Below are 23,390 nucleotides of genomic sequence, written 5' to 3'. Positions count from 1 at the left end.
ACATGGCCCTCGACGATTTCAGCGACCCCCTCAGCGCGCTTCTGGCAGGCGCAGCGCATTCGGGCGATTTCACTGCGGACGGTTTCTCCAACGTCACCGGCTTTCCCGGCGGTCAGCCCTATATCCCCGAGCCCCCCAGCGATGCGCGCCGCCGCTATCGCACCGTGTGGATTTCCGACGTGCACCTCGGCACCCGCGGCTGCAACGCGCAAATGCTCATCGACTTTCTCGACCATGTCGACAGCGACACCATGTATCTGGTCGGCGACATCATCGACGGCTGGCGGCTGAAGAAGAAATTCTACTGGCCGCCCGCACATAACGACATCGTCTGGCGCATATTGAAGCGCGCCAAGCGCGGCACGCGCATCGTCTATATCCCCGGCAATCATGACGAGATGTTCCGCCAGTTCAGCGGGCTCAATTTCGGCGGGGTCGAAATCCGCCGCGCCGCGTTTCACGAGACCGCCGACGGCCGCCGGCTCATGGTGCTGCACGGCGACGAGTTCGACACGATCATGCTCGCGCACCGCTGGCTCGCGTTCGTCGGTGACACGCTCTACCATCTGCTGATGAGCCTGAACATCGGCGTCAACTGGGTGCGCCAGCGCTTCGGCCTGTCCTATTGGTCGCTCTCCAAGATGGCCAAGCACAAGGTCAAGAACGCGGTCGAGTTCATCTCGCGCTTCGAGCAACTGGTCGCGCGCGCCGCAGCCGAGCGCGGTGTCGACGGCGTGGTCTGCGGGCATATCCACACCGCCGAAATCCGCGAGATCGGCGGCGTCGCCTATTATAATGACGGCGACTGGGTCGAAGGCTGCACCGCTTTGGTCGAGCATTTCGACGGACGCATGGAAGTGCTCCACTGGGCCGAGATCATGAAGGAACGCCAGACGGCCGAGGCCGAAGCGCGCATGCGGCAGAATCTCGAACCCGTCGCGGCCTGATCCAGGGTGGTGCGACAGCGGAGGACGACATGCAGGCCGGCATGAAGATCGCGATCATCACCGATGCCTGGGCGCCGCAGGTCAACGGCGTGGTACGCACGCTGACCGCAGTGACCGAGCGGCTGCGCGCGCTGGGCCACGAGCTGCTGGTCATCTCGCCCGATCAATATGCCTCGATCCCCTGCCCGTCCTATCCCGAAATCCGCCTGGCGCTGACCACGCGCTTCGGCATCGGCGCGCGGCTGAGCGAGTTTGCGCCCGATGCGGTGCACATCGCCACCGAAGGACCGCTGGGCATCGCCGCGCGGCGCTTCTGCCTCGATCACGGCTATCCCTTCACCACCGCCTATCATACCCAGTTTCCCGACTATCTCGCGCAGCGCACCCGGCTGCCTGCGGCGATGTTCTGGCCGTTCATCCGCTGGTTCCACGCCCCCGCCCATGCGATCCTGGTATCGACCGAGACGGTGCGGGCGCAGCTGCGCGGTCAGGGGCTGGGCCAGGTGGTGCACTGGGGCCGCGGCGTCGACCTTACCTGCTTCGGGCCTGACGCCCCCCGGCCCGCGCTCTATGCCGAGCTTGCGGGGCCCATCCAGCTCTATGTCGGCCGCGTCGCGGTCGAGAAGAATATCGAGGCGTTCCTGTCGAGCCGCCATCCGGGATCGAAGGTGGTGGTGGGCGATGGCCCCGCGCGCGAGGCGCTGGCACGGGCGTATCCAGACGCGCATTTCGTCGGCGCGCAATCGGGCGCGGCGCTGGCGGGCTATTATGCGGGCGCGGACGTGTTCGTCTTCCCCAGCCGCACCGACACCTTCGGGCTGGTGATGATCGAGGCGCTCGCCTGCGGTACCCCGGTGGCAGCCTTCCCCGTTTCCGGCCCGCTCGACGTGCTGTCGCCGGGCGCGGGCGCGATGCACGCCGATCTCGACACCGCGATCGCCGCCGCGCTCAGCCTGAACCGCGCCGATTGCCTGGCCGCGGGGCGCAGCTTCACCTGGGATGCCAGCACCCGCCAGTTCCTGAACGCCCTGGTACCGATCACCGCGCGTCTCGCCATGGCGGCCTGACGATCGCTCGCATTTCCTCAAATAGTATAGTATGCAACATCCGGGTCGCCCCAGACAGTCAGTTCAGCATGCAGGGGTGATATGCAAACAGCCACGTTCTTCCGGGTGATACTGCCGTGCGCGCTTGCGTTGGGCGGCGTGATGTTCACAGGCCACCAGGCGCTCGATGCCGCAGACCATTTCGATCCGCCTGCTCGAACGGGATCGGACACCAACACGGTGGGATTCGACGTCGCCGCCGACATTGCCGATCTCTACGCCTTTCACGACGCCAACAATGTCTATCTGTCGATCGGCTTCGGTGGCCCGTCGGCGACCAACCTGCCGGGCTTCTACGATCCCGATGTCCTGTACATGATCAACATATCCAATGCCGGATCGCGCACCGATGTGGAGTTTCCGATCGAGATCCGCTTCGGGCGCGACGGGGCCAATCCGGGGATCGAGGTCCGCAATCTGCCCGGGGCCAGCCTGGTTCGCGGTCCGGTCGAACGCAACCTGACCACCCCCAACGGCATAACCGTGCGCGCCGGGCTGTTCGACGATCCGTTCAACTTCGATCCGCAGGGGCTGCGCGATTCGCGCGCGACGGGGAACTTGTCGTTCAACAACGCGCGCAATCGCTTCGCCAATCTCAACACCACCTTCGTCGTCATCTCGATCCCGCGCAGGCTGCTCGATCAGGGCCAGCCGCTCGATATCTGGTCGACCTCGGCCCGGATCAGGAGCTGAAACCATGACCCGGAACCGCACACCGCGCGCGCTCGCTTCTGCCCTTGCCATATCTGCGTTGCTTGCGGGCTGCGGCAGCAACGAGCCGCAGACCAATACGATCGTGATCCCGCCGGTCGCGGTCGCCCCCGCGCCCGCGCCGACCCCGCCGCCGCCGACCAGCTTCGATGTCGGCCCCTGCCTCAACCAGACCGTCGTTCCCGGCCGGACCGTGGCGAATCTGGTGGTCCCCGATCTGCTCCGGCTCGATCTCAACCAGCCGGCAGGCTTCCCCAACGGCCGCCGGTTCGAGGATCCGGTGGTCGATGTGACCCTCGCGGTCATTTTCCTCGATCTCGCCCGGCACCCCGCGACCACCTTTGCCGCGCTGCCGGTCAACCCCAACACGCTCGACCAGCCGCTGCCCACCAGCTTCCCGTTTCTGGCCGCGCCGCTCGGCAGCCCGCCGACATCGGGCGGTGCGGGGACGAACTTCACCTTCCGCAGCGATCTGCCCTCGGCCTATCGGCGGGTCGATCGTGCCGGCATGCCAGCGGTGGCGACCGCGCTCGTCTCCGGCAACCCGTTCAAGAACGAGTATAACGACGACACCCCCGCGATCGACGCGACCGGCAAATGGGTGCCTGAACTCAGCAGCACGCTGACCATCCTGACCAATGCGCTGGCCGACGATTTCGGTCGGCTGGGCCTGAGCATCTGCGCGCGACCCAATGGCTGAGGCAGGTGCGGTGGGCGAGGTCGGCCTGGCAGCACGGCTGGCACCCTGGAAATGGTGGATCATGGCGCTGCTGGTCCTGGCAGGCGTCTGGACGATCGACGCCTGGAATGACGCCAAGCCCCTGCCAGAGCCGATCGCGTGGCAAGCTTCGCCCTATTCGGGCAGCGGCCCGCCGCTGAGCTATGCCGAGGCGATGCGGCGCAGCCGGACAGCGATCGCCAATGCCCGCAAGGCGGCCGAGGCGGGCGCGGACCAGTGGCTGATGCATGAAATCCATGCCAGCGAGCTGATGGCGCGCGCCCAGCTTTCGGGCGATTATCGCGACTATGCCGCTGCCCAGGCTGCGCTCGACAAGGCCTTTGCGGTCGCGGTGAAAGGCAGCGGACCGCACATGATGCGCGCCGCGCTCGATTTCAGCATGCATCGCCTGGCCGCCGCCGAAGCGCAGCTGGCGGCCACCGATGCCTATGCGGTTCCGCCCGATGCGGGCGACCGCGCCGAGATCGAAGCGATGCGCGGCGACATCGCCTTCTATCGCGGTGATTATGACAGGGCCTGGGCGCTGTATGACGCGGCCGACCGGCTGGTGCCGGGTTCGGCCAACTTCCGCCGCGCGATCTTTGCCGCGCGCACCGGCAAGGTCGATCTGGCCGACGCCTATCTGACCGAGGCGGAAAAGGCCTATCGCTCACCCACACCGCAGACCCGATCGTACATGCAGCTCCAGCGCGGCATTCTCGATCTCGACCAGGGTCGGCTCAATGAGGCCATGGTGCATTTCCGCGAGGCCGACCGGCTGTTCCCCGGCCGCTGGCTGATCGAAGAGCATATCGCCGAGGTGCTTGCGCTGCAGGGCAAGACCGGTCAGGCGGAAAAGCTGTATCGCGATATCGTCCGGCGCACCGGCCATCCCGAGTTCATCGATGCGCTGGCCGCGATCGTCGAGGCGCGCGGCGACAAGGCCCAAGCGCAGCGGCTCTACGCCCGCTCGTCGACCATCTGGGCCGAGCGGCTGAAGCTGTTCCCGGAAGCGACCTATGGTCATGCAATCGACCATTGCATGGCGAAGCGGGACTGGTCCTGCGCGCTCAGGCTTGCGGAGGCCAATCATCAGGCACGCCCCTATGGCGAAGCGAAGATCAAGCTCGCCGCTGCCCTGCTCGCGAACAGCCGGATCGATGAGGCACGCGCCCTGATCGACACCGTCCTTGCCTCCCGCTGGCGCACCCCCGATCTGTATTCTACCGCCGCCGCCATCTACGATGCGAGCGGCCTCACCCGAAAGGCGGCAGAGTTTCGCCGCACGACCCCGCTCTCCTCAGATTGAAGTTTAATCAAGTTGCCTTGTCCTCGGGCTGTCTGCAAGCTCGCCGCCTATTCTGGCAGGGGAGCGAGGCGTGAAGCGGGGGCTATGGGTTGCAGGCTGCATTGGACTGATTCTGGCCTCTCCGGCCTTTGCGGGCGATCAGCCCCTTTATGCTCCCGCCCCCGAATGGGTGAAACCGGCTGCCCTGCCCGATGACAAGCAGCCCAGCGGGGCCGGCGGGGTGATGCTGCTCGATTTCCAGCACCGCATCGATGGCCCCACCGTCTGGCAGTATAGCGACACGATCCGGCGGCTGGATTCGCCCGAAAGCCTGACGCAGAGCAACATCATCACCTTGCCCTGGAGCCCGGACAAGGGCGATCTCATCATCCACCAGCTTTCGATCCTGCGTGACGGGCAGACGATCGACGTGCTGGCGGCTGGGCAGAAATTCACCGTGCTGCGCCGCGAGGAGCAGCTCGAAAAGAGCGAGCTTTCCGGCATCCTGTCTGCCACCCTCGCGGTCGAGGGGCTGCGCGTCGGCGACAGGTTGCGCCTGCGCGCCTCGGTCACCCGCAAGGATGCCGCGCTGGGCGGACGGTCGCAGATCGTGCAATGGCTGCCCGCCGCCCCCGCACGCATCCCCTCGGCGGGTTACAGCCTGGCCTGGCGCAAGGATCAGCCGGTGCAGTGGAAGTCGCTGGCGGGCAGGCTCGACGTGAAGCCGGTGCGCGATGGCGATTTCATGCGCCTCGAGGTCGCGGCACCGCTCGCCAAGCTGGCCGAGATGCCCGACGATGCGCCGGGCCGATATCGCCTGCTGCCGATGATCGAGGCCTCCACCTTTGCCAGTTGGGCCGACGTGTCGAAGGTGATGGCGCCGCTCTATGCCACGCAAGGCACCGTCGCGCCGGACAGCCCTATCGCCGCCGAGATCGCCGCGATCATGCAGGCGACCAGCGATCCCATGGAGCGCGCCGCCAGGGCGCTGCAGATGGTGCAGGACAAGATCCGCTATCTCGCCGTGGGAATGGATGGCGGCAATTACATGCCCCAGTCACCGCAAAAGACCTGGGACGCGCGCTATGGCGACTGCAAGGCGAAGACGCTGCTGCTGCTCGCCATGCTGCATGCGATGGGGATAGAGGCAGAGCCGGTGCTGGCCGGCGTGCGGCTGGGCGAACTGGTGCCCGAGCGTATTCCAAGCGCGGCGGCGTTCGACCATGTGCTGGTCAGGGCGACGATCGGATCGGAATCGCTGTGGCTGGATGGCACCGCGATGGGCACCAGGCTGGCCGACATGCGCGACACGCCGCGTCTGGGCCATGTGCTGCCATTGCGCGCAGACGGTGCCGATCTGATGCAAGTGGACCTGCGCGCGCCCGGACGCCCGATGATCGACCTGGAGATGACGGCGGATGAAAGCACCAGCATCGACCTGCCTTCGGTCATCGATCTCAAGATGGTCGTGCGCGGCGAGCTGGCCAGCCTGCTGACGCTGATGACCGCACAGATGCCCGAACCCGAGCTGCGCGACGGCGTGCAGTCGGTCCTCCAGGAATTTGTCGGCGAGGCGCAGTTCGAACAACTCGAGGCCGTGCCCGATCCGGATGCGGGCACTGTCACCATTCGCGGCCGGGGCGCGTTCAACACCGGCTGGAAGATGCAGGAGCGGCGCATGGAGCGCTGGCTTTCGCGCGTGCCGGATCTGCTCGATTTCAAGCCGGACCGGGCAAGACCAGCCTGGGCCGCGATCCCGGTCGCGACCGCCGGACCGCTGCGCAGCCGTTACAAGATGACGATCCGGCTGGCCGATGGCGGACGCGGCTACACGATCGAAGGTGACCCGTCGGTCGACATGACGGTCGGCGGCACCGCGATCCGCCGGTCGCTGACGATGGCGAACGGCGAGGTGATGATCGAGGAAGACCTGACATCGCTGGGCGGCGAGATCGCGGCGAGCGATGTGGCGCGCGAACGCGATCGCATGGCGACGCTGCTGGCGCGATCGCCCAGGCTGGTCGCTCCGGCCGATGCGCGGCGGCGCTGGTCGCTGGCCGGTGCGCCGTCGGATTCGCAGATCAGGGCAATCCGCGCGATCTATGACAAGGAGGTGCAGAAGGCCGACGAGGAAGACACGACCGCGCTGGTCAGCAGCCTGTCTCTGTATCGTGGCATCGGCGATTTCAAGGGGGCGGCAGGCGTGCTCGATCGGCAGATCGCGCTGCTGCCTTCAGCCGAAGCCTATAGCGACCGGGCGTCGGTGCGCGCGCAGCTGGGCGATCTGAAAGGCGCACTGGCGGATGCCGAGGCGGCGCGTTTGCTTGATCCAGCTGATATCGGCTATATTGGACAGGTCGCGGGGCTGAAGGCGGAGCTCGGCGATCTGGACGCTGCGCTGGCGCTGGTCGATGAACGCATTGCGCTGGGCGGCAAGACGCTGACCGACTTGCGAGTGATCCGCGCCGATCTGCTGGGGATGTATGGCGACGCCACGCAAGCGCTGACCGAACTCGACCAGGTGATGGCCACCAAGCCCGGCGATCCGTCGCTGCTCAACATGCGCTGCTGGATCAAGGGCACGCGGATGGTCCAGACCGAATCGGCGCTGAAGGACTGTACCGGCGCGCTGGAGCTCAGCGACAGCACCGCAGGCATTCTCGACAGCCGCGCGCTGGTCTGGCTGCGCATGGGGCGGCTCGAAGAGGCGCTGGCCGATCTCGACGCCGCGCTGCTGCAGGCACCCAGCCTCGCCGAAAGCCGGTACCTGCGATCGATCGTCTATCGCAAGCTGGGCCGCGAAGCCGATGCGGCGGCCGATCTGGCGGTCGCGCGGCAGCTCTCGCCATCGCTGGAGCGGCAATATGCGCGCTATGGGCTGAAGCCCTGAAGCCACCGGTCGAGGGGACGTTCACCACATTTCGGGCCGCGCCAGCCCCTTTCCTTGCCCCCGGACCCTTTTCCTTGCCCAAAGCACCGCGTTCGCCTATAGCCGTGCGCAGCATTCGGCCACCCCGCGAGGGGTGGCCATATTTTTTGGAGAAACGCGCATGTCTGCCAACCCCCAACCGCTGATGCCGCACGCGACCGCATCCTGGATGGTCGACAATACCGGGCTCAGCTTCGAACAGATTGCCGATTTCTGCGGCCTGCACATCCTGGAAGTCCAGGCGATGGCCGATGACCTTGCCAGCAGCAAGTACACGGGCCGCGATCCGGTGCGCGCGGGCGAGCTGACCATGGCCGAGATCGAGAAGGGCCAGGCCGATCCCGACTATCGGCTGAAGATCATCGCTGGGCCCGCGCAGGTGCGCCGCACCAAGGGCCCGCGCTACACCCCGGTGTCGAAGCGCCAGGACAAGCCCGACGGCATCGCCTGGATCCTGCGCAACCATCCCGAAATCTCGGATGCGCAGATCGGCAAGCTGATCGGCACCACCCGCAACACCATCGCCGCGATCCGCGATCGCAGCCACTGGAACATCTCGAACATCCAGCCCAAGGATCCGGTGACGCTCGGCCTGTGCTCGCAGCGCGAGCTCGACGCCATCGTCAGCAAGGCCGCGAAGAAGGCCGGGATCACCGACCAGGCGCCGACCGACACGCGTCTGGGCGGCGACCGCGAGGCGCTGATCGAGGAACTGCGCGCCGAACGCGATGCCCAGCACCGCGCCGCCGAGGAAGCCGCGCGCGAGGCCGCGATCGAATCGTCGCTGCTCGGCGGTGACGCGCCCGAAAGCGAGAGCAGCGAAGACTGATGACCGAGGCTGCGGTCCCCGAAGAAGCGGCAACGCGCTCGGGGCCGCCCGCTTATGATGCCTCGCTCGCCGATCACGGGCTCGAGCCCAAGGAATTTCGCGGGCTGACCTATCCGCTGGGCGATCATGCGCCCGGCTATGGCGAATATTTCGCCATTGCGCCGGGGCTCGGCTGGACCCGGCTGCCGGTCCCCGGATCGCTTGACCATATCAATATCTGGCTGCTCGACGACACCGACGACGAGGGCGAAGGCGTCGCGATCGTCGATACCGGCCTGTATATGCCCGCCTCGACCGATGCGTGGAAAAAGCTGTTTGCCGAAGGGCTGCAGGGCAGGCGGATCACCCGCGTGCTGGTCACCCATTTCCATCCTGATCACGTAGGCGCGGCCGGCTGGCTGTGCCGCCGCTTCGGCGTTCGCCTGTGGATGAACCGCACCGAATGGCTGATGGCGCGGATGCTGACCGCCGATGTGCGCGAACAGCCTCCCGAGGAAGCCATCGACCAGATGCGCCTGGCGGGGTGGGACGACAAGCGCCTCGACGAGATGCGCGCGCGTGGCTGGGGCAATTTCGCGCGCATGGTAGCCCCGCTGCCGATCGGCCATGTCCGCATGGAAGACGGCGGCGAGGTGCAGATCGGCGAGCGGTGCTGGACGGTGATGACCGGCGGCGGGCACACGCCCGAACATGCGTGCCTTGTCGACAAACTGGGCCAGGTGGTTATCGCGGGCGACCAGATCTTGCCGCGCATCACCAGCAATGTCTCGATCATGGCGAGCGAGCCGACCGCCGACCCCTTGCGCGAATGGCTCGACAGCATCGCGAAGTTCCGTGCCGCGCTGACCGGTGACGAGCTGATCCTGCCCGCGCACGGTTTTCCCTTCACCGGGGTGCATGCGCGGCTTGATGCGCTGGCCGAGGGCCATCACGACCGCCTCGATGCACTCGAGGCGGCGCTCAAGGAGCGCGAGATGCGCGCGGTCGACACGTTCGGCATCCTGTTCGCGCGCAAGGTCGACGACAGCGTCTATGGCATTGCCACCGGCGAAGCGATGGCGCATCTGCGCTATCTGGAATATGCCGGGCGCGCGACCTGCATCGTGCGCGACGGCGTCGCCTGGTTTTCCGCCTGAACGCAGTCGGCCTGAGCTTCAGCCCGAGCGGTATTGCGCTTCGGCTTCGGCCATATAGTCGCGGGTAATCGGCAGCGCGTGGCGGCTGCGCGCGAACTGCACCTGATAGTTGCACATGCCGCCATGTTCGAACGCAGCGGTGGCCCCGGCGAGATAGAAGGTCCACATGCGGAAGAAGCGCGCATCGTAAATCGCCTCGATCTCCGCCTGTTTCTCGACCGTGCGCTGATACCATTGGCGTAGCGTGTGCGCATAATGCAGCCGCAGCGTCTCGACATCGGTGGCGATCAGCCGCGACGGTTCGCTCGCGCGCACGATCTCGCTCAGCGCCGGGATATAGCCGCCGGGGAAGATATATTTGGTGGTGAACGCATCGGTAGAGCCTGGCCCGCCCATCCGTCCGATGGTGTGCAGCAGCATCACTCCGTCATGCGCAAGCAGCTTGCGGCACTGGCGGAAGAAGGTCTCGTATTGCGGCACGCCGACATGCTCGAACATGCCGACCGAAACGATCCGGTCGAACCTGCCGGTGAGCGCGCGATAGTCGATCAGCTCGAACTTCACCCGTTCGGCAACGCCCGCCTCCTCGGCGCGGCGGCGCGCGACCTTGAGCTGCTCCTGCGACAGGGTGATGCCGAGCACGTCGACATCGGCAATGCGGTTCAGATACAGCGCCATGCCGCCCCAGCCGCAGCCGATATCGAGCACTTTCAGTCCCGGTCTCAGGGCAAGCTTCGCGGCGATATGCGCCTTCTTGTCGTCCTGCGCCTGCTCGAGCGAATTGGCGGGATCGGTGAAATAGGCGCAGCTATATTGCTTGTCGGCATCGAGAAAGAGATCGTAGAGCCGGTCGTCGAGATCGTAATGATGCGCCACATTGCGCTGCGAGCGGCCCGCCGGATTGATCTGGTCGATGCGTCCGCCAATCGCCTTTACCAGTCTGCGAAGGGGACCACGCGGCTTGAGATCGCCGCCCCTGTCCCAGGGCGCGTTGGCGCGAACGAGCTGGATCAGCTCCATGATGTCGCCGCGCTCGATGATCAGCCGCCCGTCCATATAGGCCTCGCCCGCCCCCAGGCGCGGGTGGAGCGCGATGAAGCTCGCCACGTCCTTGTCGGCGAGCCGGATCGCGACATCGGGAAAGCCGGGCGCTGCCGTTCCGAAACTGCGGGTACGACCCTGATGGTCGGTCAGCTCGAGCGTGCCGTGGCGGATGATCCGGTTCAGGAAACGGTCGATAAGGCTCATGATGACCTAGATAGTGCAGCCAAAGTCAGATGCCAGCATACCATTCATATCCAGCCGCATCCTCCCAGTAACCGCCGCCCCCACCATAAGCGAGGCGATAGTCGGCGACTGCCTCTATACGCCGGACATATTTGGCGTGCTTGTAACCGAGATGCCGTTCGACCCGCAGGCGCAGCGGCGCACCATTGCCGATCGGCAGCAATTCGTCGTTGAGCGCCCAGGCCATCATCGTCTGCGGATGGCGCGCATCTTCCATGTCGATGCTCTCGTAATAGGGCCCGGCGCGCAGCGTATCGGCGCAGTGAAACACCAGATAGCGCGCGCTGTCCTTGACCTGCACCTTGTCGAGCAGGTGCGCGAGGTTGACCCCCGTCCATTTGCCGATCGCGCTCCAGCCCTCGACACAGTCGTGCCGGGTGATCTGCGTCTGCTTTGGCATCGACCGAATCTGACCCAACGCGAACCGCATCGGCCTTTCGACCAGCCCGTCGATGGCGAGCGTCCAGTCGGAAAAGCCGGTCGCGGCCTGTTTGAGATAATCGGCATCGGTCGGCGCACGCGTTCCGTTGGCGGGGACCGAGCGCCCGATATCGCGCGGCGAATATTCGCGCGCCATCCGCTCGCGCCCCTGGATCGCGCGCTGCAACGCCATATTGCCCTTTTCCGCCAGCAGCAGTGTATCGCGCCAGCCCTGGTTGGCGTTGAGCGCATCGCAGCCGCTGAGCAGACCGCCCGAGGCAACCGCGAGCGAGCCGACCAGCGCGCGGCGCGTGACGATCAGGGGGCTCTTCGTCTCGCTCATCGCCGGTGTCCGATCGTCATGCCGCGCAGCAGCGTGAGCGGCTTGTGCACGATCACCAGGGCGACGTGCAGCACCATGAAGCCGATCAGCGACCAGGCGATGATGAAATGGATCGAGCGCGCGGTCTGGCGTCCGCCGAACATCATGCTGGGGAAATGCAGCGCGGCATCGGTGCCCGGCGACATGGCAAGCCCGGTGACGATCATCAGCGGCAGCATCACGAAGATCACCGCGATATAGCTCAATTTTTGCAGCGGGTTGTACGCCTCGCCGGGCGCGGTGTGGAAATCGAACCTCGCATGGTCTCGAATTGTGCGCCACAGCGCGCGCGGGTGCCATTCGGCCGCGCGCATCGCGATCATCGATCGGATATGCCCGTTGAACAGGCTGAAAATCATGAAGAACAGCAGGCCGAAGGCGAAGAACCAGGCGAAGAAGAAATGCCAGTGGCGCCCATCGGCGAGGCTGTAGTCGCTGGGGATCGTCAACCATCCGGGAAAGGCGCGGCTGCGCATCTGCCCTTCGCCATCGCGATAGACGCCGAGCACGCCGGTCGTATCGATCCGGGTGCTACCGATGCCGAGATAGCCACGGCTGCCCTGCTGCCCGATCTCGAGCCAGGCGGGCTCGTCGCGATTGCCATATTCGCCCCAGTAGAGCCGGGGGTGCGCGTTGAAGATCATGAGACCGCTCATGAACAATGTGATCAGCGAAACGAGATTGACCCAGTGCCAGATCCGCGTGGTCAGTGCATGGCTGTGATCGGGCTCGCTGACCGGGGGCGCAATTTCGGGCGCGGCCAGAGGCTCCGGCATCGGCTCGGCAGGGTCGAGAGCGGCGATCATGTCGGTCATTCGCAATCCAGGCCCACAAGGTTACAGTCGATGCGCAAATCCACGCCCGATGGTACGTCACGAAAGGCCATATGTCATGCCCGTCCCTGCCGAAGTCATCACGCTCGATCCCGATCCGCTGGCACCCTATGCGATCTCGCCGGGCTGGAGAGCGGGCGGACTGCTCTTCCTGTCGGGCCAGGCGGCGATCGACGCAAACGGCGCGATCGTCGGCGCGGGCGATTTCGACGCGCAGCTGGAAGCGACCTTCGCGAATATCGACCGCGTGCTCGCCGCAGGCGGCAGCGACCGCAGCCGCATCGTCAAGGTGACGATCTATCTCACCGACATGGCAAATTTCCCCGCGATCGTCGAGGCGCGGCGGCGCTATTTCACCCCGCCCTGGCCCGCCGACACGATCGTCGAGGTGCGCGCACTGGCGCTGCCCGAGCTGATGGTCGAGATCGACGTGATCGCACTCGCCGGCGAGCGCTGAGCCCGGCTAAGGCGAAGCTGCCCGCCAGCCGAAGCAGATCGGCCTTGCGCCGGACGCCGGTGCGTTCGAAGATCTGCGCAAGAAAGACCCGCGCCGTGTTGCGGCTGATCGCCATCAGCGCGGCAGCCTCGTCGAGCGCATCGACCCGGCGCAGGACGTCGAGCAGTTCCGCCTGGCGCTTGGTCAGGCCCAGTGCGCCCATGAACACCTTCACCGGGTCCTGCGCGTGCTTCATATAGGTCACGTCGACCTTGACGCTGCGGAGCGCCGTCGATTGCGGCAGCGACACCACGCGCACCATGGTGTCGGCAAGGCCGGTCTTGAGCGTCAGGTCCATGACCTGGCCAGGACCGGGGTTCTGGATCATCGCCGTCAGCGCCGACTGGAAGTCGGGCAGTATAGTGCCAAGCCTCCCGTCCTCGTCCAGCCGCGCCAGGCCGGTCAGCGGCAAGGTATAGCGGATCATCGGCGAAAGCTCGTCGGCGGCCACCTGCATGTCCTCATCGACGATCAGCGAAAACGTGTCGATCTGCTGAAGCTGCGCCACCATGGCCGTTGCCGCCTGCTCCGGTTCGACCTTGCGGCGGAGCGAGAGGTTGATCGCGCTGAACTTGTCGTAAAAGCGCTGGTAGAATTCGGCGATATCCGCCTGCGAAGCCTGAGCGCCGCGTCGCAGGATCACGAGGCCGATCCGGGCATCGCCGATACAGGGCATGATCAGCATGGAGGCATCGCTCGGCGGGTTGTGCGAATCGTACCACGCCCAGAATTCGTCCTGCTCGTCGATATCATCGGGACGCCGCAATTCGTCATGCAGGATGATGCCATGATCCGCCGGCGGCATCCCATGGCGCGCGCGCGGCCCGATCCGGTAGAAATGCTCTGCATAGGCATCGACGACGGCCTGGTCGATATTGGCGGTGCCCAAAGGCCGGATCATGCGATTGTCGCCGAAGATCACGCCTATCAACATGGCGTCAGCCCCGGCCAGCGGCAGCATGCGCGTGAGCGCATCGGACCATGTGCAATGGCCCAACGCAGCATCAGCAATCAACTCATCCAGCCTGTCGAACCGGTTGGAAAGAAGGATCATGAGCCGGTCATGTGCCAGTGCCGGAAGACCGCGTGATGACGTAATCGTCGCGCCCGTCGATCGAGACCGTCAAGCGGATGCTCCAGTCGTCCGACCCGCCGAAGCGTACATGGCTAAGCACGCGGCCAGGCTCTTCGATCGTGCCGAAGCTGCTGGTGTTCACCGAATTGTTGGAGCTGCCCGAGCGCGATTCGATGCGGAACCGGCCGGCGCAGCGGCATGGGGCTGCGGCCATCACCCTGGCATCGACCAGCGCGCCATCCTTGCTGACGACCAGCGTGATCGGCTGGTCCTGTGCGACGCCTGCAGTCATGGCATCATACGCTGCAGCTGCAGGCGGCGCGGCGGAGATGGCCGCGGCCAGAAGAATGGGGGTGAGCCATCGGGCATCACCGCGGTGGTGGGGCATTGACGATCGCTCCCAGAATTGCATCGATCGCATTGGTGGCATCGGCCGGAATGTCACTGGTCTCTTCTTCGGTGGGCGGCGCCTGTCCTGCCTGACCGGACGTCACCGCTGCTGCAATGGCGAGATCGTCATTGCTGAAATCGGCGCTGCGGCCGCTGCCCAGCCTGCGCGCGGCGGCGTCGGGCGCGTCGGCCACGGCACCGGTCGCGGCCTGCTGCGCGAGCAGCCTCTGTTCGGCGGAAAGCTGCGGCTGGCGGCGCCCGGCAAATTCGCCGGCCCGGGTTTCGATCGGACGTGCGCAGATATCGGGGCCGGCGCCGGGCTTGGCCTCATCGCACGCATCCGCGCCTTCCAGGCGCTGGGTGCCGAGCTGGCCGCCATCCTGGCCGGCAGCGCTCAGCTGGCGCTGCGGCACCGCGTTGCCCGAGGGCGAGGACAGCTGGAATTCGGTCGGCAGAGCGGCGCTGTCCGTCTGGCTGGTGCCGATCGAGGGCACTGCCAGCGACCGGTCGGGGGACGAGGCCTGATCGGTCACGACGGCCGCGCTGCGATCGGCAGCATCGCTCTCGTCGCTCTGCGCATCCACGGCGCCGGCCTCCTGCGCCGATGCATGGGGGAGCAACTGGGTCGATGCGACCGCTGCCAGAACGAGGAGCCCCAGCACCGCATAGCGCACCATCTCTTCGCCGCTGGGCAGACGAAGCGTTGGCAGCGAACGCAGCAGGGGCGGCCGGGGCATCTCAGCTGCCCCCGTTCGACTGGGTGATCGACATGGTCTGGTTGCCGCTCTGCACGATCTGGAGATCAGACAGGCCGCTGCCATTCTGCACCCAGCGAAGCTGGTTGGCGGTTCCGTTCTGCGTCGCGGTCATGGCGTTGTTGTCACCCAGCTGGACCAGTTCGGCGCGGTTGTCCGACCCGTTCTGTCCCAGTTGCATCTGGTTGCCCGAACCCTGTTGGGCAAGCATCGCGGTGTTCACACTACCTGCAGTTGCAGATTGATCAAGCAGGATCGCGTTGCTCTCGCCCTGCTGGGCAGCGACCGCGATATTGCCGCCGCCATCGCTTGCATTCTGCTTGGAAATGAAGCTGTTGAGCAGACCCGCCTGGTCGATTTCGAGATAGGCGGTGCCCGCACCCTCCTGGGTCACGCGGGCCGTGCCGTTGTCACCATCCTGCCCGATGCGCGCGAACTGCTGGCTGCCATTCTGGCTGATGGTGGCGGTGTTGTTGTCGCCGATCTGCGCGATGAAGGCGCTGGTGCGCAGCGGCACGGGCCGCATCAGCTCGATCGGTTCCGAAAGCGTGCCCGCCGTGCAGGCTCCCGCAGAGCCCCCTGCGCAAGGATCGCTCGGAGCGGTTTGCGCCTGCACCGTCTGTGCCCCCAGTACCATCATTGCGGCGATGGCCAGCCTGGCAGAATGTGTGCGCATGGAAACTCTCCTGTACTGCCCTTGGGGCAGCCCCGCGCGATGCGGAGCCGCCCCTCAGGTCATCGGGTGTCAGTTCGGTGCACCCACAGCGCCCTGGGTCACGTTGGCGATGTGACCGGTGCCGCTCTGGTTGATGAACGAGTCGTTGAGATCCGAGTTCTGGGTCACGTTGGCGATATGGCCGGTGCCCGTCTGCGTGATGAACGATTCGTTGCCTTCACCCAGCTGAGTGACGTTGGCCGTCTGGCCCGTACCGCCCTGGAGGATAGACGAGGTGTTGTCCGAACCTTCCTGCAGAACGTTGGCGTTCAGCGCCACCGCACCGCCATTGCCGGTCTGATCGACAAGGCTGACATTGTTGCCGTCGCCACCCTGAACGACCCGGGCCGCCAGGCTGATGCCCTGCTGGTTGATCCGTGCGCTGTTCTCATCCGAGACCTGGCGAATGGTCGCTTCGTTGTCGCGTCCGGTATCGCCGCCCTGGATGATCTGGGCACCAAAGGCATAACCGACCGAGCCGGTATTGTCGCTACCGACCTGCTCGATCGTCGCACGCTGGTTCTCACCGCGCTGGAGGGTGCTGGCGGTATTGTCGTTGCCGCTCTGGTCGATCGTGGCCGTCTGGTCTTCACCAAAATTGCCATCGAACAGTCCGGCGAGGCCCGAAAGACGGTCGCGTCCCTGATCGACATCGGCATCGTTGCCGTCGCCGCCTTGGGTGACATTGGCCGTCTGGTTCTCACCACGCTGGGCGATATCGGCAGTGTTGTCATTGCCCGACTGGATGACCAGCGTGTTGTGATCGCGGCCTGCACCACCGCCCTGATCGACCGTTGCGGTGTTTTCGTCACCGGTCTGGCGCACATCGGCATTCTCGTTGAAGCCGCGCTGGGTGATCGTCGCGCTGTTCTCGAATCCGGCCTGACGCACCGATGCGGTGTGATCGGAGCTCAGATTGGCGCCCTGATCGATCGAGGCATAGTTGTCATTGCCTTCTTCCTGCTGCACGAAAGCTTCATGCAGACCGCCAGCCTGGCGGATGATGGCATCGTTGCCAGCGCTCAGCTGGACCACGCCGGCTGCGGCATTGCTGCCGACGCCGTTGCCTGCGCCACCCTGGATGATGTCCGACAGGTTGTCATCGCCCGACTGATCGACATTGGCGATGTTCGCGCCGACGCCGGTCTGGACCAGCTTCGACTCGTTTTCGTCACCGCCCTGATCGACCAGCGCCTGGTTAAGGCCGCTGCTCTGGGTTACCGTCGATACGTTGCGATCGCCGGTCTGAAGGACAGCAGCGCTGTTGAGGTTGCCAGACTGGATCACGTCGGATTCGTTGTCCGTGCCCGTCTGCTCGACATCGGCGATGTCCAGATCGCCGCTCTGCAGCACATCCGAATCATTGCCGGTACCGCCCTGCTCGACAGTTGCGGTGCCGAAGTCGTTGACCTGGTTGACCTTCGAGAAATTGTCGACGCCCGACTGGGTGACATTGGCAGTGTTGTCATCATCCGAGCTGCCGGTGCCGTTGTCCTGCGTGATTTCGGACTCGTTCTCGGTGCCCGTCTGGGTCAGAGAGGCATCGTTGGAGTTGCCGCCCTGGGTGATGGTGGACTTGCCGAGATTGCCGGTCTGGCTGACGGTGGCGCCGCCATTGCTGCCGGACTGCGTCACGTTCGAGGTGTTGCTCTGTGCGAGCGCCGGTGCGGCGAAGAGTGCCAGCGACGATGCGCCAGCGAGAAGAAGCTTTTTCATGATCGTTTATCCGTAAATCTGGAGTGGTGCTGGCGCTCCGTGCGGAGCGCCAGCAAGCCTTTTGCGCTTAAAGAACGCCGCCGCCCTGAACGACAGTGGCGGTGTTGCCGTTGCCGCTCTGGATGATGTCGGACACGTTCGAGCTCGACGACTGCGTGACATCGGCCACGTTGTTGTTGCCGCTCTGCAGGATGTCCGAGACGTTGCCCGTGCCGCCCTGCGTCACGTCAGCGAAGTTTTCGGCACCCGACTGGATGACCGACGAGTCCGCAGCAACCGAACCGGCCGACTGCGTGACGGTCGCTTCGTTGTTGGCACCGCTCTGCTCGACATAGGACAGGCCGTCCTGACCCAGCTGACGGACTTCCACCGCATAGCTGAGACCGTTACCCGGCACAGCGTTGCTCGCGCTCTGCAGCACGGTCGAGCTGTTGCTCTGGCCGATCTGCTGGACGAACGCGCTGGTGTCGGCCGACTGCGTGATCAGCGAGCTGTTGTCGTCGTCGAACGCACCGATCGCGGCAGGCGTGGTGGTCTGAATGACGACCGCCACAGCACCGTCGGCACCCACATTCTGGTTAACCGTCGACGTGTTCTGGCTTCCGGTCTGGGTGACTTCTGCCGAAGCCGCGCTGTTCTGCGTGATCAGCGAGGTATTGGTCGGATAGTCGGGACCGGTCGTCGTGGTGTTGCCGAGCTGGTTGACCGTTGCGGTGGCACCGTCAGCCGTCTGGGTCAGGTTCGAGCGGTTGTCGCCATAGGTTCCGCCCTGAGTGACATTCGCCGTCGCATCACCGCTCTGGTCGATCTGCGAGTTGTTGAAAATGCCGCTCTGGATCAGCGTAGCCGAAGCTCCGTTGCCCGACTGCACCAGGCCCGAACGGTTGAGATCGCCCGTCTGGGTGATGTTGGCAGTCGTGTCAGCACCGGTCTGGTTGACGTTCGAGAAGTTGCTGCGGATGACATCGCCAGCCGGGTTGTCGAAGCCGTCGGCATCACGGACGCGCGGACCATTGCCCGATTCGATGGCGGTCTGGGTGACGGTGGCGCGTGCATTGGTGCCAGACTGGGTGATCGTGCTGTCATTGTCAGCGCCGTTCTGGCCCACATCGGCAAAGGCAACTGCGCTCTGCGTGATGGTCGAGACGTTGCCGTCGCCATTCTGGTTCACGATCGCCTCGGCACCAGCGGACTGGGTCACGACCGAAGCGTTGTTGTCGCCGGTCTGCGACACATCGGCCTTGGCACCAGCCGAAGTAGCCAGCTGCTGCACGTCCGAATCGTTGTTTTCACCATCCTGATCGACCGTGGCAGTTGCACCCGCCAGCTGGTTCACGATCGAGCTGTTGAACACACCTTCCTGCGTGACGGTTGCAGCACCACCGCTAACGGCCGTCTGCGACACCGACGAGGTGTTTTCATCACCCGTCTGCGACACGATGGCAGAAGCGTTGCTGGCTTCCTGCAGCACAGTCGAGGTGTTGCTCGGCGCGAAGGTGCTGGTGAGGTCCTGCGACCGCTGCGTCACCGTCGCCGTCGACGCTGCGCCCGACTGCGTAACGCGCGAAGCGTTGCGGCCGAAGCTGCCCGGAGCGACGCTGCCCTGGTCGACCGTTGCGCTCGACGCGCCGGTCTGGGTCACCACCGAGGTGTTGTAGACACCGCTCTGCGTGACATTGGCGGTGGCAGCCGCACTCTGCGTGATTGCCGAACGGTTCAGCGTGCCGTCCTGGATGAGGTCAGCCTGAGCGCCATTGGCACCGACATTCTGATTCACCAGCGAAACGTTGTTGCTGTACGACGTACCAGCCGACGACGGGGGCAGCGTGTCGCCGTCCCAGTTGCGCGGACCAAGGGTATTGACACCGCCACCCTGGGTGACGTTGGCGCGGGCGCCAGCGTTCTGGTTGATGGTCGAGAAGTTGTTGTCGCTGTTCTGCGTGCTGGTAGCCGATGCATTGGCCGAAGTCGACGACTGGGTGATGGTCGATTCGTTGAAGTCACCGGTCTGGTTGATCGTTGCGACGACGGGAACCGCTGCCTGGCTGATCGACGCCTCGTTGAAATCACCGGTTTGGGTGATGTCGGCGGTAGCGTTGATCGCAGGAACGACCGGCGAGGTTGGCGGGCTGTTGTCGCCCGAACCGTCGCCATCCTGACGGATGATCGTGCCAGTGTTGTTGTTGCCGGTCTGGGTCACGCTGGCATCGGCGAAATTGCCGTCCTGCGTGATCGATGCGGTGTTGAAATCGCCGGTCTGGATCACGTCGGCGACCTGGTCGTTGCCGGTCTGGCGCACCGTCGAGCTGTTGCCGTCACCGTCCTGCGAGACACCGATATTGGTGTCCTGGTTGGTCAGGTTGTTGTCCGGATCGCCCACATCGCCGTTGAGGCCGGTCTGTTCGACCAGCGACTTGTTGCCGTCACCGATCTGACGCACCGACGCTTCGCTGTTGCCACCGGTTTGAAGGATGTCGGATTCGCTGCTGCCGTCCTGCGAAACGAACACATTGGCCGCGCCGCCCGACTGGGTGACGCTCGAATCGGCCGCACCGCTGGTCTGGAACACGCTGGCACGCTGGTTGTTGCCGGTCTGCGTGATGGTGCTGATCGCAGCATTGGTCGCCGCACCCTGGTTGACATAGGCCTGGCCGGTGCCGCCCGTCTGGGTGATGGTCGATCCGGTGCCGACGCCGCCGCCGGTGCCGTTCTGGATCACGGTTGCGGTGTTGCCCAGATCGCCTGCAGCATTGCCCTGGGTGATGGTCGAGCGCATGCCCGTGCCGCCCTGATCGAGCGTGGCGCTGGCACGGCCACCCTGCTGGGTGATCTTGCTGAACCCGTTGCTGCCGGTCTGTTCGACATCGGCGACGACGCTACGACCCGAGTTCGGACCCGAGGTGAAGGTCAGGCCGTTGCCGTTCTGGTCGATGTCCGAATTGTTGTTCGATCCGGTCTGGTTGACCGTCGCTGCGGCAGCCGCGCCCGTCTGATCGACCGTCGACGTGTTGGTCTGCGCCACCGCCGGCATGCCGATCATCAGCGCGAGCGCCGAGACCGAAGTGTAAATGGAGGTCTTCATGGTTGATAATCCTCTGTTCAAGGGTCATAACCATGCTGCTCCGGAAGCAGCATTGCCGCCGGGGTCAGCATGATTGTTTCACACGCACTCATTGTTGTCATGCTCGCGCATCGGAGTTGCAGCTCCGGTGCGCGAGTTTTGTCAGGCCCTTATGTCAGTTCCGAATGCCGCCTGACTGGCTTCGGCTCTCGTCCGCGATCCTGGATCGGTGGGGGCCCCATTCGGGACTTTCCCGATCCTGTCTTGCGCCTGCATCCACGCCGCTAGCTGTGATGCAGGACATAGCTGGTCAATTAGTCTCCGAGCTTACCTCGCTTTTCTTCCCGTTCGTTTTCCTGTCCTTCACCTTCATCGGGGCAAGCTGGCGCGCGCGTTCTTCTGCGCGCTGAACCTGCCCCGGCGTGAATTTTCCATCGCGTTCCTGCTGGTATTGCAGCAGCTTGGCCATGCCGGCATCGCGGTCGGCGAAATCCCAGAGGCGCAGCTCGACGCCTTCCATGACCAGCGCATAGACCGCCTTTTCGATCGCCTGCTGCAGCGCCAGCTGGTCGGGCTCGTTGGTGGTGAACCCGGCCTCGGCCTCGAGCAGTTCGCGGAAGGCAACGAACTTGAACGCGCTCGCGCCAAACGCCTGCGAGGCGATGGTCTTCGATGCGGTGACCGTGGTCAGCACTTCGCCGGTGCGCACCGATACCGCGCGCAGATAGACCGTGACCGTGTCCTGGCGATATTCGGTGCGGCCGCCGATGCCCAGAAAGGCTGCGCCTGCGCCGCCGGTCAGCGTATTGGTATCATAACCGATGATCCCGCCTTCGAGCAGCACGCCGGCAAACAGCAGTGCGGGCAGCGCATCGGGATTGACCACGCGCTCGCCCAGATAGCGTTCGCGCATCTCGCGAATGATCTGGCGCTCGTTGAGCAGGTTCTTCAGGTTCTCGCGCTCGACGATGGTGAACCAGCTGCGATCGCCCACGTCCTGCAGCGCCTTGACCAGCACCGAGGCTCCGCCCTGGCTGACTGCGCGCGACAGCGTCTGGCCGGTCGCGCTGGGCTTGAACTGGCCGGTCTGGTCGGTGAAGCTGTAGACCGCCACCGCAACCTGGCGCGACGGCTTGGGAATGCCGCGCAGCAGCAGCTGGGTCTGGGTCGCGTTGGGCAGATAGGCATAGCTGGTCGTTTCGGGCAGAAACGCCTTGCCGCTGCCACCAACGGTGGTGCAGCCGCTTGCCATCAGGGCAATCGAAAGGGCTGCCAGGCCTGGAAGGATCGGAAGACGCATGGCTCAGTCGACATCCACAAAGGTCGGAACGACGATCACGGTCTCTTCGCCGGTATCGTCATTGATGATCGTGATCGTCACCTCGGTCAGCGAGCGGATGAATCTGACAGTCTGACCGCCAAAACTGATCGTGCCGCTTTCCTGGGGGTTGTCACCGAAAATCGCGGTAACAATTTGCGAGGAAAGAGCGGACAGCAAACGCGACTGGAGCTGGCGGGCGAAGATGTCCGCCTGCGAGCTGCTCGAGCTCGACGCCGGATTGGTGAAATCGTTCTGGGCATTGGCGATGCCCAGCAGGTGATTGGAATTGAACGGGTTTCCGCCGAAACTGGGATTGACAGGCTGGTAGACGATGTCCTGTGCAACGGCCTCACTTCCGAGTGGCATGGCAATACCGACCACTCCCAGCCAGGCCGCCGTCAAGGCCCTGACCGCACGCTTGTACGAGTGCACAACTCATCTCCTGCAGCTCGCCCCCGGAAGCTTTTGCCTCTCGAACGGCATAAAATTCTTGCGACTCGAATTTTGTTAACGGGACCTTAGGAGCGATTAACGGAGTGTAAAATAGTGCAAATAGATTATAGGATATCCCCAAACTGAGGCTATTCAGACGCGTTCGCATGGAGTTGCAATGGCTTGGGACTCAGCAAAGCCCAGCTTTCCCGCGCTCTGCGATAGTTAATCTGTAGGGTGGGCAGGGGCTCAACCAGCAGCCGGGAATCCCGAATGGGTACCATGAATTTGGCCGGATTTTACAATATGTCCGTTTTCGAGACACTGGTTACCTCGATCGTTGACGTAATCAACGTCAATTTGACGCGATTTGACATGTAACGATCGGGAAATGGGCAGAATTGGGACGATCAAATCGCGTTTCGCGGCGTCCTGATCGAGGGTCTGGCTGGCACGGTCGTTCGATTGCCCGGCTGCCGGAGCTGCCCCAACTTGGACACGCCTGCGATGCTGACTGGAAGTTCGAGCAGGTCGCGATGAAATCGCCTTGCCGTCTCGGCAGCAATAGCAGGCTCACCAAGGGTTTGATGTCCACACCTGGCGCGCCGCCGATCTGGCAACGGCTCTTATCGATCATGTGCTGGGCAACCCGCCCGCTAGTCATCGTATTGGGCTTGATGCAGACGCGCCAGCGGCCCCGTAAGCATGGGCTTCGGGGCGATCAGCGGATCCGGGCTGGGCCCTGCCGCGGTTTGCGGGAATTGGGGGAAGGATGGGATGGGTCTTTATATTGGTTGCGGGAGCAGGATTTGAACCTGCGACCTTCAGGTTATGAGCCTGACG

At 64.6% G+C, this 23,390-nt stretch carries 20 protein-coding genes; 9 read left to right on the top strand and 11 right to left on the bottom strand.

From position 1 onward, the window contains the following. Nucleotides 1–2: 2 nt before the first annotated feature. The 8 genes from AX725_RS12920 (at nucleotide 3) to AX725_RS12885 (ending at nucleotide 9,664) form a co-directional block, all read left to right on the top strand. On the top strand, nucleotides 3–947 hold the full coding sequence (locus tag AX725_RS12920) for a UDP-2,3-diacylglucosamine diphosphatase (RefSeq protein ID WP_081097102.1): 945 nt from the start codon (nucleotides 3–5) through the stop codon (nucleotides 945–947). Nucleotides 948–988: 41 nt separating this feature from the next. Beyond that, nucleotides 989–2,014, top strand: coding sequence for a glycosyltransferase family 4 protein (locus AX725_RS12915; protein ID WP_066044063.1), 1,026 nt, complete (start codon nucleotides 989–991; stop codon nucleotides 2,012–2,014). Between the two features lie 81 nt (nucleotides 2,015–2,095). Beyond that, nucleotides 2,096–2,746: a hypothetical protein gene (locus tag AX725_RS12910; RefSeq protein WP_066044006.1), complete on the top strand. Its 651-nt coding sequence runs from the start codon at nucleotides 2,096–2,098 to the stop codon at nucleotides 2,744–2,746. Nucleotides 2,747–2,750: 4 nt separating this feature from the next. Continuing rightward, on the top strand, nucleotides 2,751–3,464 hold the full coding sequence (locus AX725_RS12905) for a DUF4331 family protein (protein ID WP_066044010.1): 714 nt from the start codon (nucleotides 2,751–2,753) through the stop codon (nucleotides 3,462–3,464). After that, nucleotides 3,457–4,791, top strand: a complete 1,335-nt coding sequence (locus AX725_RS12900; RefSeq protein ID WP_231725717.1) for a tetratricopeptide repeat protein — start codon at nucleotides 3,457–3,459, stop codon at nucleotides 4,789–4,791. The genes AX725_RS12905 and AX725_RS12900 overlap by 8 nt, the downstream gene beginning before the upstream one ends. Nucleotides 4,792–4,861: 70 nt before the next feature. Next, entirely contained in the window at nucleotides 4,862–7,660 is a 2,799-nt protein-coding gene (locus AX725_RS12895; RefSeq protein ID WP_230962343.1) for a DUF3857 domain-containing protein, read from the top strand. A 160-nt stretch (nucleotides 7,661–7,820) separates the two neighbouring features. Continuing rightward, nucleotides 7,821–8,528, top strand: coding sequence for a DUF1013 domain-containing protein (locus AX725_RS12890; RefSeq protein ID WP_066044015.1), 708 nt, complete (start codon nucleotides 7,821–7,823; stop codon nucleotides 8,526–8,528). Beyond that, complete coding sequence (locus AX725_RS12885) at nucleotides 8,528–9,664, top strand: MBL fold metallo-hydrolase (protein ID WP_066044018.1); 1,137 nt, start codon at nucleotides 8,528–8,530, stop codon at nucleotides 9,662–9,664. The genes AX725_RS12890 and AX725_RS12885 overlap by 1 nt, the downstream gene beginning before the upstream one ends. An 18-nt stretch (nucleotides 9,665–9,682) precedes the next feature. Here AX725_RS12885 and AX725_RS12880 read toward each other — a convergent pair whose 3' ends face one another. The 3 genes from AX725_RS12880 to AX725_RS12870 are packed head-to-tail and all read right to left on the bottom strand — an operon-like array spanning nucleotide 9,683 to nucleotide 12,568. Then, the gene (locus AX725_RS12880) at nucleotides 9,683–10,912 is read right to left on the bottom strand and encodes an SAM-dependent methyltransferase (protein WP_066044020.1); all 1,230 of its coding nucleotides are present in this window, start codon (nucleotides 10,910–10,912) and stop codon (nucleotides 9,683–9,685) included. A 25-nt stretch (nucleotides 10,913–10,937) separates the two neighbouring features. Further along, complete coding sequence (locus AX725_RS12875; RefSeq protein ID WP_066044021.1) at nucleotides 10,938–11,714, bottom strand: molybdopterin-dependent oxidoreductase; 777 nt, start codon at nucleotides 11,712–11,714, stop codon at nucleotides 10,938–10,940. Continuing rightward, the gene (locus AX725_RS12870) at nucleotides 11,711–12,568 is read right to left on the bottom strand and encodes a cytochrome b/b6 domain-containing protein (RefSeq protein WP_081097159.1); all 858 of its coding nucleotides are present in this window, start codon (nucleotides 12,566–12,568) and stop codon (nucleotides 11,711–11,713) included. The genes AX725_RS12875 and AX725_RS12870 overlap by 4 nt, the downstream gene beginning before the upstream one ends. Nucleotides 12,569–12,644: 76 nt before the next feature. Here AX725_RS12870 and AX725_RS12865 point away from each other — a divergent pair, with 76 nt between their 5' ends. Continuing rightward, nucleotides 12,645–13,043, top strand: coding sequence for a RidA family protein (locus tag AX725_RS12865; protein ID WP_066044026.1), 399 nt, complete (start codon nucleotides 12,645–12,647; stop codon nucleotides 13,041–13,043). On the opposite strand, the gene AX725_RS12860 is transcribed toward AX725_RS12865, so the two are convergent. The 8 genes from AX725_RS12860 to AX725_RS12825 all read right to left on the bottom strand — a co-directional run bounded on the left by AX725_RS12860 (nucleotide 12,940) and on the right by AX725_RS12825 (nucleotide 22,547). Continuing rightward, nucleotides 12,940–14,136 (bottom strand): helix-turn-helix transcriptional regulator, encoded by a 1,197-nt coding sequence (locus tag AX725_RS12860; protein ID WP_066114721.1) that lies wholly within the window; start codon nucleotides 14,134–14,136, stop codon nucleotides 12,940–12,942. The genes AX725_RS12865 and AX725_RS12860 overlap by 104 nt on opposite strands. Before the next feature lie 7 nt (nucleotides 14,137–14,143). Continuing rightward, nucleotides 14,144–14,449 carry a hypothetical protein gene (locus AX725_RS12855; protein WP_155646015.1) on the bottom strand — a complete coding sequence of 102 codons (306 nt, stop codon included), beginning with the start codon at nucleotides 14,447–14,449 and terminating at the stop codon, nucleotides 14,144–14,146. Between the two features lie 76 nt (nucleotides 14,450–14,525). Continuing rightward, the gene (locus AX725_RS12850; protein ID WP_066044041.1) at nucleotides 14,526–15,284 is read right to left on the bottom strand and encodes a hypothetical protein; all 759 of its coding nucleotides are present in this window, start codon (nucleotides 15,282–15,284) and stop codon (nucleotides 14,526–14,528) included. 1 nt (nucleotide 15,285) lies between these two features. After that, nucleotides 15,286–15,978: a hypothetical protein gene (locus tag AX725_RS12845; protein WP_066117324.1), complete on the bottom strand. Its 693-nt coding sequence runs from the start codon at nucleotides 15,976–15,978 to the stop codon at nucleotides 15,286–15,288. 69 nt (nucleotides 15,979–16,047) lie between these two features. Then, the gene (locus tag AX725_RS12840) at nucleotides 16,048–17,733 is read right to left on the bottom strand and encodes a beta strand repeat-containing protein (protein ID WP_066044046.1); all 1,686 of its coding nucleotides are present in this window, start codon (nucleotides 17,731–17,733) and stop codon (nucleotides 16,048–16,050) included. A gap of 67 nt (nucleotides 17,734–17,800) precedes the next feature. After that, nucleotides 17,801–20,815 carry a beta strand repeat-containing protein gene (locus tag AX725_RS12835; RefSeq protein ID WP_066044050.1) on the bottom strand — a complete coding sequence of 1,005 codons (3,015 nt, stop codon included), beginning with the start codon at nucleotides 20,813–20,815 and terminating at the stop codon, nucleotides 17,801–17,803. 289 nt (nucleotides 20,816–21,104) lie between these two features. After that, a complete protein-coding gene (locus AX725_RS12830) occupies nucleotides 21,105–22,094 on the bottom strand; it encodes a CsgG/HfaB family protein (RefSeq protein WP_066044051.1) in 990 nt (329 codons plus the stop codon). 3 nt (nucleotides 22,095–22,097) lie between these two features. Beyond that, a complete protein-coding gene (locus AX725_RS12825; protein WP_231729252.1) occupies nucleotides 22,098–22,547 on the bottom strand; it encodes a curli assembly protein CsgF in 450 nt (149 codons plus the stop codon). Nucleotides 22,548–23,390 lie beyond the last annotated feature (843 nt).

Source organism: Blastomonas sp. CCH9-A1 (genome assembly GCF_001557175.1).
GTDB classification, from domain to species: domain Bacteria; phylum Pseudomonadota; class Alphaproteobacteria; order Sphingomonadales; family Sphingomonadaceae; genus Blastomonas; species Blastomonas delafieldii_A.
Note: the sequence above shows the minus strand (reverse complement) of the source record. Positions and strands in the feature narration are given on the sequence as shown.

Excerpts from the sequence above, each read along its gene's own strand:
- AX725_RS12915 (WP_066044063.1), top strand. The coding sequence starts at position 989 with ATGAAGATCGCGATCATCACCGATGCCTGGGCGCCGCAGGTCAACGGC.
- AX725_RS12830 (WP_066044051.1), bottom strand. The coding sequence starts at position 22,094 with ATGCGTCTTCCGATCCTTCCAGGCCTGGCAGCCCTTTCGATTGCCCTG.
- AX725_RS12850 (WP_066044041.1), bottom strand. The coding sequence starts at position 15,284 with ATGCCCCGGCCGCCCCTGCTGCGTTCGCTGCCAACGCTTCGTCTGCCC.
- AX725_RS12905 (WP_066044010.1), top strand. The coding sequence starts at position 2,751 with ATGACCCGGAACCGCACACCGCGCGCGCTCGCTTCTGCCCTTGCCATA.
- AX725_RS12870 (WP_081097159.1), bottom strand. The coding sequence starts at position 12,568 with ATGACCGACATGATCGCCGCTCTCGACCCTGCCGAGCCGATGCCGGAG.
- AX725_RS12880 (WP_066044020.1), bottom strand. The coding sequence starts at position 10,912 with ATGAGCCTTATCGACCGTTTCCTGAACCGGATCATCCGCCACGGCACG.
- AX725_RS12845 (WP_066117324.1), bottom strand. The coding sequence starts at position 15,978 with ATGCGCACACATTCTGCCAGGCTGGCCATCGCCGCAATGATGGTACTG.
- AX725_RS12910 (WP_066044006.1), top strand. The coding sequence starts at position 2,096 with ATGCAAACAGCCACGTTCTTCCGGGTGATACTGCCGTGCGCGCTTGCG.
- AX725_RS12855 (WP_155646015.1), bottom strand. The coding sequence starts at position 14,449 with ATGACTGCAGGCGTCGCACAGGACCAGCCGATCACGCTGGTCGTCAGC.
- AX725_RS12920 (WP_081097102.1), top strand. The coding sequence starts at position 3 with ATGGCCCTCGACGATTTCAGCGACCCCCTCAGCGCGCTTCTGGCAGGC.
- AX725_RS12900 (WP_231725717.1), top strand. The coding sequence starts at position 3,457 with ATGGCTGAGGCAGGTGCGGTGGGCGAGGTCGGCCTGGCAGCACGGCTG.
- AX725_RS12890 (WP_066044015.1), top strand. The coding sequence starts at position 7,821 with ATGTCTGCCAACCCCCAACCGCTGATGCCGCACGCGACCGCATCCTGG.
- AX725_RS12865 (WP_066044026.1), top strand. The coding sequence starts at position 12,645 with ATGCCCGTCCCTGCCGAAGTCATCACGCTCGATCCCGATCCGCTGGCA.
- AX725_RS12835 (WP_066044050.1), bottom strand. The coding sequence starts at position 20,815 with ATGAAGACCTCCATTTACACTTCGGTCTCGGCGCTCGCGCTGATGATC.
- AX725_RS12860 (WP_066114721.1), bottom strand. The coding sequence starts at position 14,136 with ATGATCCTTCTTTCCAACCGGTTCGACAGGCTGGATGAGTTGATTGCT.
- AX725_RS12840 (WP_066044046.1), bottom strand. The coding sequence starts at position 17,733 with ATGAAAAAGCTTCTTCTCGCTGGCGCATCGTCGCTGGCACTCTTCGCC.
- AX725_RS12885 (WP_066044018.1), top strand. The coding sequence starts at position 8,528 with ATGACCGAGGCTGCGGTCCCCGAAGAAGCGGCAACGCGCTCGGGGCCG.
- AX725_RS12875 (WP_066044021.1), bottom strand. The coding sequence starts at position 11,714 with ATGAGCGAGACGAAGAGCCCCCTGATCGTCACGCGCCGCGCGCTGGTC.